Source organism: Kitasatospora sp. MMS16-BH015, assembly GCF_002943525.1.
Classification (GTDB): Bacteria; Actinomycetota; Actinomycetes; order Streptomycetales; family Streptomycetaceae; genus Kitasatospora.
Genome location: NZ_CP025394.1, coordinates 8,269,892 through 8,283,209 on the forward strand (window position 1 = coordinate 8,269,892; position 13,318 = coordinate 8,283,209).

The window sequence follows — 13,318 nt, forward strand, 5'->3', positions numbered from 1 at the left end:
CCCCGGCGGCAGGGTGCTCCGCAGGTCGCCCGGTCGATGTGGATCAATCGGAAGCCCTTGGTGAAGAAGTCGTGAAGGCAGCTTTGGGTTCGGAGAACGCGGGCACGCGATGGCCTGTCACCTGTCGTCGGAACCGAAGGAGCGGGACATGTCGGCTGCCACTGCCGTGTCCGTAACCGTCACCCAGCTGGCCGAGATGGACGACCGGAGGAGCACCGCTGCCCTGATCGCTGAGGCCGGAGACCTGGCGAAGGTCTGCCCGGCCGATGCGCGGGAGCTGTCGAAGGTACTCTTCGAGCGGCTGCGCGCCGTCGGGGAGGAGAGTGACGAGTACGGGTACGTCCGGGCCACCCTGATCGAGCTCAACATGGCCCTGGTGCACTTCTGCGTGGGCCGTTTCGGTCACCGGCACGAGCCCGCCGAGGACATGGCCCAGGTCGGCACGGTCGGCCTGATCAAGGCGATCGACCGGTTCGACCCCTCGTACGGGGTGGAGTTCTCCACCTTCGCCATCCCCACCATCACCGGGGAGATCAAGCGGTTCTTCCGGGACACCGGCTGGATGGTGCACGTGCCGCGGCGGCTCCAGGAGCTGCGGATCAGCCTGGCCAAGGCCTCGGACGAGCTGGAGCAGTCCCTCGACCGGGCGCCCACCAGCGCCGAGCTGGCCGAGCACCTGGAGCTGCCGGAGGAGGAGGTCCGGGAGGGCCTGATCGCCGCCCAGGCGCAGAACGCGCACTCGCTGGACGCCCCCGCCACCGAGGGCGAGAGCCAGGCCGCCCCCGCGCTGGCGGCCAAGCTGGCCGTGGAGGAGAGCGCCTACGACCGGGTGCTCGCGCTGGAGACCCTGCGGCCGGTGATCGCGGAGCTGCCCGAGCGGGAGCGGCGGATCCTGTCGCTGCGGTTCTGCGAGGACCTCACCCAGGCCGAGATCGGCCGGGAGCTCGGCCTCTCGCAGATGCACATCTCCCGGCTGCTGGCCCGGACCCTCGGCACGCTGAGGGAGGCGCTGTCGGCCTGAGCCCCGTCCGATCCGAGTCCTGTCCGGTCCGAGCCCAGCTGGGCTCGGACCGGACAGGACTTCGTCGTCAGGCGGCCGGCTCCTCGGCGGGGAGGTCGAGGCCGCGCGAGGTGACCAGGTGGGCGGTGCCGTCGGTCAGGCGGTAGGCCAGGCCTACCACGGCGGCACGGCCGGCCGCCACGGCGTCGGCCAGGGTGCGGGAGCGCTCCATCAGCAGGTCGACGGTGTGCCTTATGTGGGCGTGGATGAACTCGCTGTCCTCGGTGCAGCCGGCCGCCCGGGCGGCGAGCACGCTCGGGGTGACCCGCTCGATCACGTCGCGGACGTAGCCGACGGCGGTGGTGCCCTCCTCCACCGCCGCGCGGGTGGCCGCGACCGCGCCGCACGCGTCGTGGCCGAGCACGACCACCAGCGGACTGCCGAGCACGTCGATCCCGTACTCGATGCTGCCGAGCACCTCGGAGCCGAGCACGTGGCCGGCCGTGCGGACCACGAAGAGGTCGCCCAGGCCGCGGTCGAAGATGATCTCGGCGGCGAGCCGGGAGTCGGAGCAGCCGAACAGCACCGCGAACGGACTCTGGATCGGCGCGGTGGCGGCGCGGCGGGCCGCGTCCTGGTTGGGGTGCTCCGGGGAGCCGTCGGTGAAGCGGAGGTTGCCGGCCAGCAGGGTGTCGAGGGCCGCGTGGGGAGTCATCGGGTCACCGTTCATGGGGCAAACCCTAGGGTGCGGCTCGTACGGACGTGTGGTCGGGTTCCCTCGCTCGGCCCTATCCGGCCCGGAGCGGGTGCGCACGGGGTCAGCGGGTCGGGCGGCGGCCGCCGCTGCGGAACCGGAGTGCGCCCAGCAGCAGCGCGGCCAGGAACACGACCACGCCGATCACCAGCAGGTAGAACAGCCCCTTGGCCACCGCGCCGATCAGGCCCAGGGCGACGGCGATCAGGATCAGCAGCAGGATCCAGGCCATGACGGCCTCCTCGGTCGGTCAGCGGCGGGCCAGGCGGCGTTCGCCGCTCGCGCCCGGGGTGTGGGTGAGTTGGTAGTGGGCGAAGACCGCCGGCTCCTGCTCGGCGGCCAGGACGCCGTCGAGCGGGATCCAGGGCGCCCGCTTGACCTGGGAGCGGGGGAAGGCCACCCGGAGGTAGCCGGGGCCGGCCACCGCCTCGTCCAGCGGGACGAAGACCAGGTGCCGTCTGGTCGGCAGGCCGGTGGTCACGGTGGCGAAGGCCGGTTCGTCGGTGCCGGTGTCCACGTACACCGACTCCAGCGTGCCGATCTTCTTGCCGCCCTCGTCGAGCACCGGCTGCTCGCGCCACTCCCTGATGTCGGCGGTGCGGATCATTCTCGGACCTCCCGTCAGCCGTGGCTGTCCATCTTCCCCGGCGGATACCCGCCGCGCGCGCCGTCAGGCATGGGCTCGGGCAGGACGGGCACCCGATCACCGGACCGAGGCCGTCGGACGGGAGGAGTGTTTCGTGGATCGGTGGGCCTGGCTGCGGTTGGCCGTGGTGGTGCTGCTGGTGGTGGGAGCGGGCTGGGGCGTGGACCGGCTGGTGAAGCTGGCGATCGGCCGGCTGCCGGCCGCCGCCGAAGGGGTGCCGCTCTCGCTGCTGCGGCGCTGCCGGGTGCCGGTGTTCGCGGCCTGCGCCTCGGCGCTGGCGCTGGCGGTGGAGCCCTCCTTCCCGCTCTCGCCCGGCACCCGGGGCGGGGTGCGGCACCTGCTCCTGCTGCTGACCATCGGCAACTGCGGCTGGCTGGCCGGGCGGGTGGTGGCCCTGGTGGCCGAGGCCGGCGTGCGGGTGACCGTGCGGCGCCGGGACGCCACCCGGGCCCGCCGGGCCCGGACCCAGGCCGACCTGCTGCGCCGGCTCAGCCAGGCGGCGATAGCCCTGGTGGCGCTCGCCGCGATGCTGATGACCTACCCGCAGGTGCGCACCCTCGGCACCAGCCTGCTGGCCTCGGCCGGCCTGGCCGGGGTGGTGGCCGGGGTCGGTGCCCAGAGCACGCTGGCCAACCTGTTCGCCGGCCTCCAGCTCACTTACGGCGACATGGCCCAGATCGGTGACGTGGTGGTGGTCAACGGCGAGTGGGGCACGGTGGAGGAGATCACCCTGACCTACGTGGTGATCGCCACCTGGGACCAGCGGCGGATCGTCATGCCGGTCTCGTACTTCACCAGCCGCCCGTTCGAGAACTGGTCGCGCCGCGACCCCGGCATCACCGGCACCGCCCTGCTGCACCTGGACCACAGCGCCCCGGTGGCGGAGCTGCGGAAGGAGTTCGAGGAGTTCCTGGACGGCCACGAGCTCTGGGACGGCCGCGGCCGGGCCTTCCAGGTGGTCGACACCACCCCCACCACGGTGGTGGTCCGCGCCCTGATGACGGCCCGGGACGGGGGCGACGCCTTCGAGCTGCGCTGCCAGGTCCGCGAGCGCCTGATCGCCCACCTGCGCGACCACCACCCGCGCGCCCTGCCCCGGCTCACCATCGCCGGCCCGCTCGGCCGACCCGGTGGCCCGGCGGACGGGACGGCCGGCTTTGCGCATGGAACCGGCGGGACGGGGCAGCCGAGCGGGGACGCACCGCGCCGCAGCGGCGCCGCGACCCGAGGAGGGACATGAGCGAGACCGAGATCTGGGGCTTCCGGCCGACGTCGGGCCACCTCGCCGGCAGCGATCTGGTCGGCTTCCAGGTGGAGGCCACCGACGGCCACATCGGCAAGATCGACCGGCACTCCGACGAGGCCGCCGCCTCCTACCTGGTGGTGGACACCGGGCCGTGGATCTTCGGCCACCTGGTGCTGCTGCCGGCCGGCACCGTGGTGCGGATCGACCACCAGGAGCAGCGGGTGTACGTGGACCGCACCAAGGCCGAGATCAAGGACGGTCCGCGGTTCCTGCCCGAGGAGCTGGTCACCGAGCCGGACATCCGGGACCGGTACAGCCTGTACTACGGCCCGTTCTACGGCCCGCCGAACCGCTGAGCGAAGCCATGACCCCGACCGGAGCGGGCCCCGAGGTCGGTGACCTCGGGGCCTACGTGGTGGACGACGGCGGGCGGCTCACCACGGTCAACGAGCGGGCCCTGCGGCTGCTCGCGCTGGAGCGGGCCGCGGTGCTCGGCCGGGACCACCACGAGCTGCTGCACCGCGCCCCGGACGGCAGCACCCTGCCCCGGGCCGGCTGCCCGCTGATGGACGCCGTGCTGGCCCGCACCGCGTGCAGCGGCTCCGGCACCAGCTTCCTGCGCGGGGACGGCCGGCTGCTGCCGGTGCACTGGACCGCCACCCCCTACCCCGGGGGCGGCCCCGGCGCCACCCTGGTGCTCTTCCACCCCAGTGCCGCCGACGCCCTGATCGGCGCCCCCGGCACGCTCACCGAGCTGGAGCGGCTCGGCCTGCTGGCCGAGACCACCACCTCGCTCACCTCCACCATGAACGAGGAGGAGACGGTGGACCGGCTGGCCCCGCTGGTGCTGCCCCGGCTGGCCGACTGGCTGGTGGTCGACCTGGTCGACGAGACCGGCGACGTCCGGCGGGCCCGGGTGGTCGAGCACCGGGACGGCCGGGTGGTGCGGCACCCGGGCCTGGAGGGCCCGATGCCGGTGGTCACCCAGCGCTCGCCGCTGCCGCTCTCGCGCGCGCTGCGCGGCGGGGCCGCCTCGGTGGCCGGCCCCGAGGTCTACCGGGGTGAGCCCGATTCGGGCATCGCCGTGGTGCAGCGCGAGCTCTTCGCCGCCACCGGCATGCACTCCGCCGCGATCGCCCCGATCCGTGGCGCCCGGGAGGTGCTCGGCGCCCTCACCCTGGGCCGCAGCACCAACCCCGTCCGGTTCGCCACCCGCGACCTCTCGCTGCTCGAGGACCTCACCCGCCGGACCGGCCTGGCCATCTCCAACTCGCGCCTCTACCAGCGCCAGCGCCGGGTCGCCGAGACCATGCAGCGCCATCTGCTGCCGCAGCTGCCGCGGGTGCCCGGGGTGGAGCTGTGCGCCCGCTACCTCTCCGCCCCGGACGCCTCGCAGGTCGGCGGCGACTGGTACGACGCCTTCGCGCTCTCCGAGGAGGCCACCGCGCTGGTGATCGGCGACGTGGTCGGCCACGACCTGGAGGCCGCCGCCGGGATGGCGCAGCTGCGCAACATGCTGCGCGCCCTGGCCTGGTCGCAGCAGGGCCCGCCGGGCAGGGTGGTCGACCTGCTGGATGCGGCGATGGGCCGGGTCGACGCGCTCACCACCGCCACCCTGGTGCTCGGCCGGCTGACCCGCCTGCCCGAGGCCGGCTGGCGGTGGGACTGGACCAACGCCGGCCACCCGCCCCCGCTGCTGGTCACCGCAGACGGCCGGACGGAGTACCTGCGGGCCCCGCGCAGCCTGCTGCTCGGCACCGGCGCCCGGATCGCCCGGGGCGAGACCTCCGTCCGCCTGCCACCCGGCTGCACCCTGCTGCTCTACACCGACGGCCTGGTCGAATCCCGCCACGAGGGCATCGAGCCGGGCTTCGCCCGGCTGCGCCGCCACGCCGCGAGCCTGGCCCACCACGGCCTGGAGGGCTTCTGCGACCGTGTCCTGGAACGCGTCCGGCCGCCGGACAACGACGACGACGTGGCCCTGCTCGCTCTCCGGGTGCCCCCGGAGGGCCGCTGAGCCCGGCCTCGGGTGGGGACGGGCTCAGGCGAGGGCGGCCAGCGCGAGCAGGAGGGCGGCCAGGCCGACGGTGAGCCAGGCGACGTAGTCGCCGATCAGGCCGGAGTGGAGGCGGCGGAGGGGGTGGAGCAGGGCGCGGTGGAGGCGGCTCGGGGAGCGGCGGGGGTCGCGGCGGGGGGCGCGGCGGACGGCGGCCAGGGCGAGGGCGGTGGCCAGGGCGGCGGAGAGCAGGCCGAGGGCCAGGCCGGAGGCGGTCCACCAGGCGGAAGGGGGCGGGGTGCCCGGGGGTGGGCTGGCGGTGGTGAGGGTGGCCGCGAGGTAGGCGCTGCGGTCGGTGAAGGCTGCGGCGGCGGTGGCCAGGGCGCGGGAGAGCGGCGGCAGCAGGCCGGTGGCCAGCCCGGCCAGGAGCAGGGCGGCCGGGACGGCGACCATCGGGACCGGGATGCGGCGGTGGGGCCCGCGGACCTCGGGTGCCTCGCCCTCGCCGGAGGTGGCGACCGGATCGTGGCCGACCGGGGGTGAGCCGAGGCCGGCGAAGACCCGGAGGGCGGCGCGCAGGGCGGCGCCGCCGGTGAGGGCGGAGACCAGGACGAAGACGGCCGGGAACCAGGGGGAGTGGCGGGCGGCGGCCTCCTCGGCCACGGCCTTGCCGAGGCCGGTGCCGAACGGCGGCAGCCCGGCCAGGGCGAGCGCGCCGAGGCCGTACAGGACGCCGACCAGCGGGAGTTCGCGGGCCCGGCCGTGCAGGCCGGTCTCGTCCACCGAGCCGTAGCGGTCGAGCAGCACGCCGGTCAGGCCGAACAGGGCGGCCTTGGTGCCCGCGTGGGCCAGGACGTAGAGGGCGGTGCCGGCCAGGCCCTCGGGGGTCAGCACGGCCAGGCCGATCAGGAAGAGGCCGACGTGGGCCACGGTGGAGAGGCCCGAGGCGGTCAGGTGGGCCGAGGCCGGGGCGGCCGTCATCCGCGCAGGCCGGTGAGGCGTTCGGGGTCGACGGTGCCGTGGCGTTTGCGGAGCTGGATGACCAGGGAGAGCAGCAGGGCGGTGACGGTGGCGCCGACCACCACGTCGGTGAGCACCAGGGCCTGGACCACCGGGTCGACCACCGGTGAGCCGGTGGGCAGATCGGCGTAGACCGGGGCGGTGGCGCCTTGGCGGTAGCCGACGGCGAGCAGCTGCACGTAGGTGGAGGACTGGGCGACGGCCAGGCAGCCCACGGCCTGGACCAGATCGCGGCTGGTCACCAGGCCGTAGAGCCCGGCGAGCAGGATCCAGACCGCCACCAGGTAGGGCAGCACGCTCATCGGGCCTCCGCTCCGGTCGGCACGACCTCGACGGCCTGGTCGAGGAAGTGGGCGAGCAGGACGATCACGCCCGAGCCGACTTCGATGCCGACGGCCGCGTTGATCACCGGGACCAGGCCGCCCGAGGAGAGCTGGTTGAAGGTGCCGAGCGCCAGGGTGTTGGCGAGGTAGGAGGCGCCGGCCGCCAGGCCGACCAGGCCGAGGGCCGCGTAGGAGCCGGCTGCCACCGCGTCGGCCACGTCGAGCACGGTGAGCGGGCGGATGCGCCGCAGCGCCCGGTAGTCGGCGGCCACGTAGGCCAGGTGCAGACCGGTGGCCAGCACCACGCCGCCCTGGAAGCCGCCGCCGGGGCTGAGCTGGCCGTGCGCGACCAGGTAGCCGCCGGTGAGCAGGGCGACGGGGAGCAGGGTGGCGCCGAACAGGCGGGTGGTGGGCAGCACCGGTTCGGGGGCCGGTCGGCGGCGGTGCTCGTCCCGGGCCGGCCGGAGCAGCAGGGTGGCGCCGAGCACCGAGGCGAAGAGGATCGACTCCTCGCCGAGGGTGTCGAAGGCGCGCTGGTCGAAGTTGACGGCCGAGACGATGTTGGCCGTGCGGTGGCCCAGACCGGCCGCCACCGCCCGGTCGCCGTACGGGTGCACCAGGGCCCCGAACTGCGGGAGCTGGGTGACGGTGACGGCCAGGGCCACGGCGAGGACGGCGGCGCCGAGCAGGAAGAGGCGCCGGCGGGCGGAGTGGCTCACTCGGTGCCGTCCCCGGGGGCCTGGCGAGCGGAGTCGCTGTGGGGGCGGCGGCCGTGGCGGTGGTGGCGGTGAGCAGCAGGGCGATCACGATCAGGGTGTCGGTCACCGGCCGGCTCCCCGGTCGGTGAACTCGTCGGTGAGCCTGGTGGTGCGGCCGACGGCCATGGTGGTGACGGTGCCGCCGACGGCCGAGAGCAGGCCGATCACCAGCAGCTTGACGGCGGCCCGGCCGGGGCCGGTATCCACGGCGAGCGCGAGCGCGATCAGGGGGACGCCCAGGGTGCCGGCGATGGAGAGCGCGTGCAGCCGGGTGTACGGCCCCGGCAGGCGGATCAGCGCCACGGCGGCGAGCAGCAGCGCGGCGGTACCCGGCCAGAGCAGGGCGAGGGCGAGATCGGTGTAGGAGGGCCGGCTGAAGCCCTGGGCGAGCAGGAGGAGCACGGTGGTGGTCACGGCCGAGGCCAGGTTGAGCGCGGCCAGACGGTGCTGGGGCGCGCCGCGCAGGCCGAGCAGCAGGCAGGGCCCGAGGCCGCCGAGGGCGAGCACGGCGGCGGCGAGCAGCCAGGCGTTCACCGGCGGCTGCCGGGGGCGGCCACGGTGCGGCGGTTCACGTCGGCTCGCCGGTCAGCGCGTGCTCCAGCGGGGAGACCCGGGAGTCGAGCGCGTGCACGGTGAGGGTCCGTCCGTCGGTGGCGACGGCGTAGGCGCCGGGGGTGGCCGAGAGCAGGGCGGCGGCCCAGGCCGGGCCGGCCCCGGGGGCGAGGGTGAGTTCGCGGAAGACCGGTCCGTGGGTGCGCGGGTGGAGCAGCAGCACCGCCAGGCGGCCGGTTTCGGCGAGCAGGGTCCAGGGGAAGGCCCGGAGCGCGCGGAGGGCGCGGGCCGGCGGGCCGGGAGTGGCGCCGGAGGCGCGGTGGACGGCGACGGCGCCGAGCGCGCCGAGGGCCGCCGCCACCCCGCCGACGGCCAGCTCGAGCGGGGTGACCGGGGTGATGAAGACGGTGTTCAGCCCCTGTTCGGTCGCGGGCCCTCCCGGCCGGGGCCGAGCGATCCGTCGGGGCGTCGGCCTGTCGGGGTACCGGTCTACCGGCGGGCGGGCGCGGGCGTCCCGTGCGCAACGCCCTCGCGCACGGGAAAGACGGGCCGGATCACCCGTTCGGGGGCGGTCAGTCCGGCGTCTCGTGAGGGTCGGGGTCCTCGGCCGGTTCGGCCACCTCGCCGCCCGGGTGCTCCTGGTCGCCCGGCTCCGCGGGCGGGGGCGGGGAGCCCTCGCCGGTCATCCGGGATTCGGGGGTCTCGACCGTGACGGGCGGGTCCTTCGGGGTGGGGGTGCCCTGCTCGGGCGCGGTGCTCTCCTGGTCGGTCATGGCGGGGAGGCTCCTCTGCGGTGGTGGTGGACGGCGCCGGCCAGCAGGGCGGCGGCGCCGGTGAGAGCCAGCAGGGTGTGGTGCTGGGAGGCCCGGACCTGGACGCTGCGCGGGTGCGCCTCGTCGTCGAAGCGGCCGTGCGCGCCGTGGTCGGTCCGCTCGTCGGCGGGGGACCACAGGTTGACCGGGTCGGTGGCCCGGCGCGGCCGGTCCTCCTGCTGGGCGTCCACCCCGGTCCGGGCCAGGTAGCGGTCGAGCAGGCCAGGCGCCACCGCGTTGGCCAGCAGGGTGGCCGCCGTGCTGCCGCCGACCCAGTACTCCCGCCGACGCGGGTGGTCGGCCGCGTACCGGATGCCCCGGGCGACCACCTCGGGCTGGTAGACCGGGGCGACCGGGCGGGCCCGGCCGGGCAGGCGGTTGAGCACCCAGTCGAACTGCGGGGTGTTGACGGCGGGCAGCTGGACCATGGTGACCCGCACGTGCGAACGGTTCGCCAGCAGTTCGCAGCGGAGCGCCTCGTGCCAGCCCTGGATCGCGTGCTTGGCGCCGCTGTAGGCGGTCTGGAGCGGGATGCCCCGGTAGGCGATGGCCGAGCCGACCTGCACCACGGTGCCGCGGTCGCGCGGCAGCATCCGGGTCAGCGCGGCGCGGGTGGCGTTGACGTACCCGAGGTAGGTCACCTCGGTGACCCGGCGGAACTCGGCCGGGGTGATCTCGGTGAAGGGCGCGAAGACCGAGGCGAAGGCGGCGTTGACCCAGACCGTCAGGGGGCCGAACTCCTCGGCCCGCTCGGCCACCCGGTCGCAGGCGGCCGGGTCGGAGACGTCGGCCGGGACGACGGTGGCCTCGGCGCCGAGCGCCCGGGCCTCGGCCGCCGCCGCGTGCAGCCCGGCCGCGCCGCGTGCGACCAGCACCAGGTGGGTGCCGGGCTCGGCGAAGGCCGAGACGCAGGCCCGGCCGACGCCGCCGCTAGCTCCGGTGATCACCACGGTGCGGGGCTCGGGGGGCTGAGGACGGGGACGGATGCGCATGGCCATCGTCTTGCCGGGTTGCCCGGGCTGAAACACCGGGCGGGGCCGGAGGCTCCGGCGGGCCGGTGGTCAGTCCCGGCCGTGGTTCTGGCGGCGCAGGTGGCGCAGCGGCAGGATCAGCCAGCAGGTGAGGAACCAGAACATCACCCCACCGGTGATCCAGCCGGCCGCCGCCGAGCCGGTGGCGGCCCGGAGCAGCAGGAGCATCGCGGAGCCGATGGTGAGGGCCAGCAGCACCACCCCGACCACCACCAAGCTCGAGGCGGCGTCCACGAGTTGGGGCTTGAAGCGGTGGCCGGTGAAGATCCGGTGGTAGGCCACCGGGGCGGTCAGTGCGCCGACTGCGAGGGCGCCGAGCACCACCGTGACCACGTACAACCCCTGGTCGAAGCCGTCGAGTCCGGTGAAGCGGGGCGTGAAGACCACGCTCAGCAGGAAGGCGAAGAGCACCTGCGAACCGGTCTGGGCCACCCGGACCTCCTGGAGCAGATCCGTCCAGCGGCGGTCCGCCCGCTCCTCCGCCGACTCCCGTCGGCCGGAGCGGGGATGGGCCTTGGTGCCGTCGGGTGTGGTCATCGCTGCTCCTCCGTCATCGGGTGGCGTGTAGCCGACCGGCGGCCGGGCAAACGCGCGGCATGAACGAGAGACAGACGGTCTCCCGGGCCGGCCCCGAGCCGCCCGGACCGTCCGGGCCGAACCGGCCGAACCGGCCGAGCGGGCCGAACCGGCCGGTCGGATCGGTCGGGTCGGTCGGATCGGGCGAGGCCGACCGGTCGGCCCGGGGCGGGCCGCAGGAGGGCGGGCGGGGGCCGGGCTGGGAGGAGCGGTTCGGGCGGCTGCGGGTGGCGGTGCGGCGGATCGGGGCGGTGCGGATCGTCACGGTGGCCGGAGAGCTGGACCGGGACTCGGTGGCCGGGCCACGGGCCGCGTTGGCGGTGCCGGAGCGCGAGGCCGGGGTGGAGCGGATCGTGGTGGACCTGGCGGGAGTGACGTTCTGTGACTCCACCGGGTTGAACATGCTGCTCCGGGCCCGGCTGGACGCGCTGACGGCCGGTCTGCGACTGGACGTGGCGGGGCTGCGGCCGGCGGTGGCGCGGCTGTTCGAGATCACCGGGGCCGATGCGGTGCTGCGGGTCCATCCGGACGTGGCCGCGGCGTTGGCCGACGACGGAGGACCAGTACCCGGCGGGGCCGGGGCGAGGTGAGGAGGCCACATGGACGGGCCGGTGGTGACCCGCGCGCAGAACGGCGCCCGAAGTCGGCGACTGACGATGACCGCGGCGTACGGTGCCGTGCGGCGGTGCCGGGACTTCAGCCGGGGGGTGCTGGCCGATTGGGGTTGGCGGCCCGGGCAGGCGGAGGAGGACGTGCTGCTGATGGTCTCCGAGCTGGTCACCAACGCCTGTCTGTACGCGCCCGGCGGTCCGCGGGAGCTGCGGCTGGACTGGGACGGCCGGCGGCTGCGGGTGGAGGTCGCCGACGACGCGGCCACGCCGCCCCGGCTCCGCGGCGAGCCGGATCCAGCCCGCCCGGGCGGCCACGGCCTGCGGGTGGTCGAACAGCTGGCGGACCGCTGGGGCTCGCAGCCGACCGGGGACGGGAAGGGCAAGCTGGTCTGGCTGGAGGTGGACCACCCGGCAGGGCCTCGACCGCCGGACCAGCGGTAGCCGGTCCGGCGGGGACCGGTCCGGCCTGAGGGGGGCATCGGCCGGCGCCCGTCGGCCCTGGCGCCGAGAGCTGCCGGCTCCCGGTGGGGTACGTCACGGGAGCCGGTGGCCGGCTCGGCGGTCTCAGCGGCCGAGGGCCTTGGCGAGTTCGCGCTTGTTCATCTTCGAGCGGCCGTGGATGTTGCGCTGCTTGGCCTCGTTGTAGAGCTGGTCGTAGGTGGGGCCCTGCGAGCCGCTGTGGGAGCGAAGGCCGCCGCGTCGGCTGGAGGACATGTCGTGGGTAGAGCTGCGGCTGGCGGTCTTGGACTCGCCGTGGCGGGCGCGTTCCTTGTTGACGGTGCGGGCGGCGATCTCCTCGGCCCGCTTCTCGCTCTCGCCGCGGTCCAGCGCGCTCTCCTTGATGTGCTCGTACTGCCGCTCCCGCTTGGGGCTCGATCCGCGTGGCATGGCTTCCTCCTGGCTACTGGTCGGGGTCAGTACGCGCTACGTCTACCCGGGTGAATCGCTATAAATCGGTTGATATGACGACTGGGGTGGGAGGGGCCGGGTAGGAGGACTAGGGCGGGAGGGCCTCAAGGAGCAGGAGATGCGGCCGTGTCCATCACAGGAGAGATCGGCGAGCGGTACGTCCGACCGGACACCGACCTGCCGCGACGCCTGAGCGAGGTCGAGCTGCGCGGGATGGGCAAGCTGGAGGCGCGCGCGCTGAGCGACGCGCTCTTCGCCCGGCTGGCCGGGCTGCCCCGGGAGAGTGCCGCGTACAGCTACGTCCGCGGCACGGTGATCGAGCTGAACATGCCGCTGGTGCGGTTCATCGCCGGGCGGTTCCGGCACCGGGCCGAGGACATGGAGGACATCGTCCAGGTCGGCACGGTCGGCCTGATCAAGGCGGTGGACGCCTTCGACCCCGAGCGGGGCGTGGAGTTCGTGACGTACGCGATCCCGACCATCGCGGGTGAGGTGAAGCGGTTCTTCCGGGACACCTCCTGGCCGGTGCGGGTGCCCCGGGCTATGCAGGAGCTCTACCTGGCGGTGGCGCGCGGCTCGGACCGGTTGGAGCAGGAGCTCGGCCGGCGGCCCAACCCGGAGGAGATCGCCGAGGCGCTGGGCCTGGAGATCGAGCAGGTGGTCGAGGGCCTGGTCGCGGTGCGGGTGTACCGGCCGACCTCGCTGGACGCGCTGCACGAGCACGACGGGGAGGAGGCCGGCACTGCGCTGCTCGACCGGCTGGGCGGGTGCGACCCCGAGCTGGAGCTGGTGGACTTCCGCACCGCCGTGCGGCCGCTGCTGGCGGAGCTGCCCCGGCGCGAGCAGGTGATCGTCAAGCTGCGGTTCTGGGACGGGCTGACCCAGTCGGAGATCGCCGGGCAGGTCGGCGTCTCGCAGATGCACGTCTCCCGGCTGCTCTCGGGCGTGCTGGCCGGGCTGCGGGAGCAGCTGGAGGACCGGGAGGCACCGGGCTGGGCGCCCGGCTGACCGGGCCGGCGGTGTTTGGGGCCCCCGCAGCGGATAGCCGCGCTGCGGGGGGCCTGTCGTCTGCTGAGGAGGAACC

Annotated in this window: 19 protein-coding genes; 7 read left to right on the forward strand and 12 right to left on the reverse strand. The window is 75.0% G+C overall.

Features of this window, described 5'->3' with window-relative positions; all coding sequences use genetic code 11:
- The first annotated feature begins 148 nt into the window (after positions 1-148).
- Complete coding sequence (locus CFP65_RS35595) at positions 149-1,021, forward strand: SigB/SigF/SigG family RNA polymerase sigma factor (protein ID WP_371682498.1); 873 nt, start codon at positions 149-151, stop codon at positions 1,019-1,021.
- 67 nt (positions 1,022-1,088) lie between these two features.
- Here CFP65_RS35595 and CFP65_RS35600 read toward each other — a convergent pair whose 3' ends face one another.
- The 3 genes from CFP65_RS35600 to CFP65_RS35605 all read right to left on the reverse strand — a co-directional run bounded on the left by CFP65_RS35600 (position 1,089) and on the right by CFP65_RS35605 (position 2,361).
- Complete coding sequence (locus tag CFP65_RS35600) at positions 1,089-1,730, reverse strand: carbonic anhydrase (protein WP_104820044.1); 642 nt, start codon at positions 1,728-1,730, stop codon at positions 1,089-1,091.
- 88 nt (positions 1,731-1,818) lie between these two features.
- The gene (locus CFP65_RS39885; protein ID WP_168219645.1) at positions 1,819-1,986 is read right to left on the reverse strand and encodes a hypothetical protein; all 168 of its coding nucleotides are present in this window, start codon (positions 1,984-1,986) and stop codon (positions 1,819-1,821) included.
- An 18-nt stretch (positions 1,987-2,004) separates the two neighbouring features.
- Positions 2,005-2,361: a PRC-barrel domain-containing protein gene (locus CFP65_RS35605; RefSeq protein WP_104820045.1), complete on the reverse strand. Its 357-nt coding sequence runs from the start codon at positions 2,359-2,361 to the stop codon at positions 2,005-2,007.
- A 133-nt stretch (positions 2,362-2,494) separates the two neighbouring features.
- Between CFP65_RS35605 and CFP65_RS35610 the strand changes: the two genes are divergently transcribed.
- The 3 genes from CFP65_RS35610 to CFP65_RS35620 are packed head-to-tail and all read left to right on the forward strand — an operon-like array spanning position 2,495 to position 5,663.
- Positions 2,495-3,640: a mechanosensitive ion channel family protein gene (locus CFP65_RS35610; RefSeq protein WP_254552738.1), complete on the forward strand. Its 1,146-nt coding sequence runs from the start codon at positions 2,495-2,497 to the stop codon at positions 3,638-3,640.
- A complete protein-coding gene (locus CFP65_RS35615; protein WP_104820047.1) occupies positions 3,637-4,002 on the forward strand; it encodes a PRC-barrel domain-containing protein in 366 nt (121 codons plus the stop codon). Before CFP65_RS35610 ends, CFP65_RS35615 begins: the two co-directional genes overlap by 4 nt.
- A gap of 8 nt (positions 4,003-4,010) precedes the next feature.
- Positions 4,011-5,663, forward strand: a complete 1,653-nt coding sequence (locus CFP65_RS35620; RefSeq protein WP_104820048.1) for a SpoIIE family protein phosphatase — start codon at positions 4,011-4,013, stop codon at positions 5,661-5,663.
- Positions 5,664-5,687: 24 nt separating this feature from the next.
- On the opposite strand, the gene CFP65_RS42280 is transcribed toward CFP65_RS35620, so the two are convergent.
- The 8 genes from CFP65_RS42280 to CFP65_RS35660 all read right to left on the reverse strand — a co-directional run bounded on the left by CFP65_RS42280 (position 5,688) and on the right by CFP65_RS35660 (position 10,675).
- A complete protein-coding gene (locus tag CFP65_RS42280) occupies positions 5,688-6,623 on the reverse strand; it encodes a proton-conducting transporter membrane subunit (RefSeq protein WP_104820049.1) in 936 nt (311 codons plus the stop codon).
- The gene (locus CFP65_RS35630; protein ID WP_104820050.1) at positions 6,620-6,964 is read right to left on the reverse strand and encodes a sodium:proton antiporter; all 345 of its coding nucleotides are present in this window, start codon (positions 6,962-6,964) and stop codon (positions 6,620-6,622) included. The genes CFP65_RS42280 and CFP65_RS35630 overlap by 4 nt, the downstream gene beginning before the upstream one ends.
- The gene (locus tag CFP65_RS35635) at positions 6,961-7,704 is read right to left on the reverse strand and encodes an MnhB domain-containing protein (protein ID WP_104820051.1); all 744 of its coding nucleotides are present in this window, start codon (positions 7,702-7,704) and stop codon (positions 6,961-6,963) included. Before CFP65_RS35635 ends, CFP65_RS35630 begins: the two co-directional genes overlap by 4 nt.
- 102 nt (positions 7,705-7,806) lie before the next feature.
- Complete coding sequence (locus tag CFP65_RS35640; protein ID WP_104820052.1) at positions 7,807-8,277, reverse strand: monovalent cation/H(+) antiporter subunit G; 471 nt, start codon at positions 8,275-8,277, stop codon at positions 7,807-7,809.
- 34 nt (positions 8,278-8,311) lie between these two features.
- Positions 8,312-8,656 carry a Na+/H+ antiporter subunit E gene (locus CFP65_RS35645; RefSeq protein WP_104820053.1) on the reverse strand — a complete coding sequence of 115 codons (345 nt, stop codon included), beginning with the start codon at positions 8,654-8,656 and terminating at the stop codon, positions 8,312-8,314.
- Positions 8,657-8,867: 211 nt separating this feature from the next.
- A complete protein-coding gene (locus CFP65_RS35650) occupies positions 8,868-9,068 on the reverse strand; it encodes a hypothetical protein (protein WP_104820054.1) in 201 nt (66 codons plus the stop codon).
- Entirely contained in the window at positions 9,065-10,099 is a 1,035-nt protein-coding gene (locus tag CFP65_RS35655) for an SDR family oxidoreductase (RefSeq protein ID WP_104821360.1), read from the reverse strand. Before CFP65_RS35655 ends, CFP65_RS35650 begins: the two co-directional genes overlap by 4 nt.
- A 69-nt stretch (positions 10,100-10,168) precedes the next feature.
- The gene (locus CFP65_RS35660) at positions 10,169-10,675 is read right to left on the reverse strand and encodes a DUF6328 family protein (RefSeq protein WP_104820055.1); all 507 of its coding nucleotides are present in this window, start codon (positions 10,673-10,675) and stop codon (positions 10,169-10,171) included.
- A gap of 59 nt (positions 10,676-10,734) precedes the next feature.
- Between CFP65_RS35660 and CFP65_RS42670 the strand changes: the two genes are divergently transcribed.
- Entirely contained in the window at positions 10,735-11,304 is a 570-nt protein-coding gene (locus CFP65_RS42670; protein ID WP_104820056.1) for an STAS domain-containing protein, read from the forward strand.
- A gap of 9 nt (positions 11,305-11,313) precedes the next feature.
- Complete coding sequence (locus CFP65_RS35670) at positions 11,314-11,766, forward strand: ATP-binding protein (protein WP_104820057.1); 453 nt, start codon at positions 11,314-11,316, stop codon at positions 11,764-11,766.
- A gap of 123 nt (positions 11,767-11,889) precedes the next feature.
- On the opposite strand, the gene CFP65_RS35675 is transcribed toward CFP65_RS35670, so the two are convergent.
- Complete coding sequence (locus tag CFP65_RS35675) at positions 11,890-12,213, reverse strand: plasmid stabilization protein (RefSeq protein WP_104820058.1); 324 nt, start codon at positions 12,211-12,213, stop codon at positions 11,890-11,892.
- 147 nt (positions 12,214-12,360) lie between these two features.
- On the opposite strand from CFP65_RS35675, the gene CFP65_RS35680 reads away from it, so the two are divergent.
- The gene (locus tag CFP65_RS35680) at positions 12,361-13,242 is read left to right on the forward strand and encodes a SigB/SigF/SigG family RNA polymerase sigma factor (protein ID WP_254552739.1); all 882 of its coding nucleotides are present in this window, start codon (positions 12,361-12,363) and stop codon (positions 13,240-13,242) included.
- Positions 13,243-13,318: the final 76 nt, after the last annotated feature.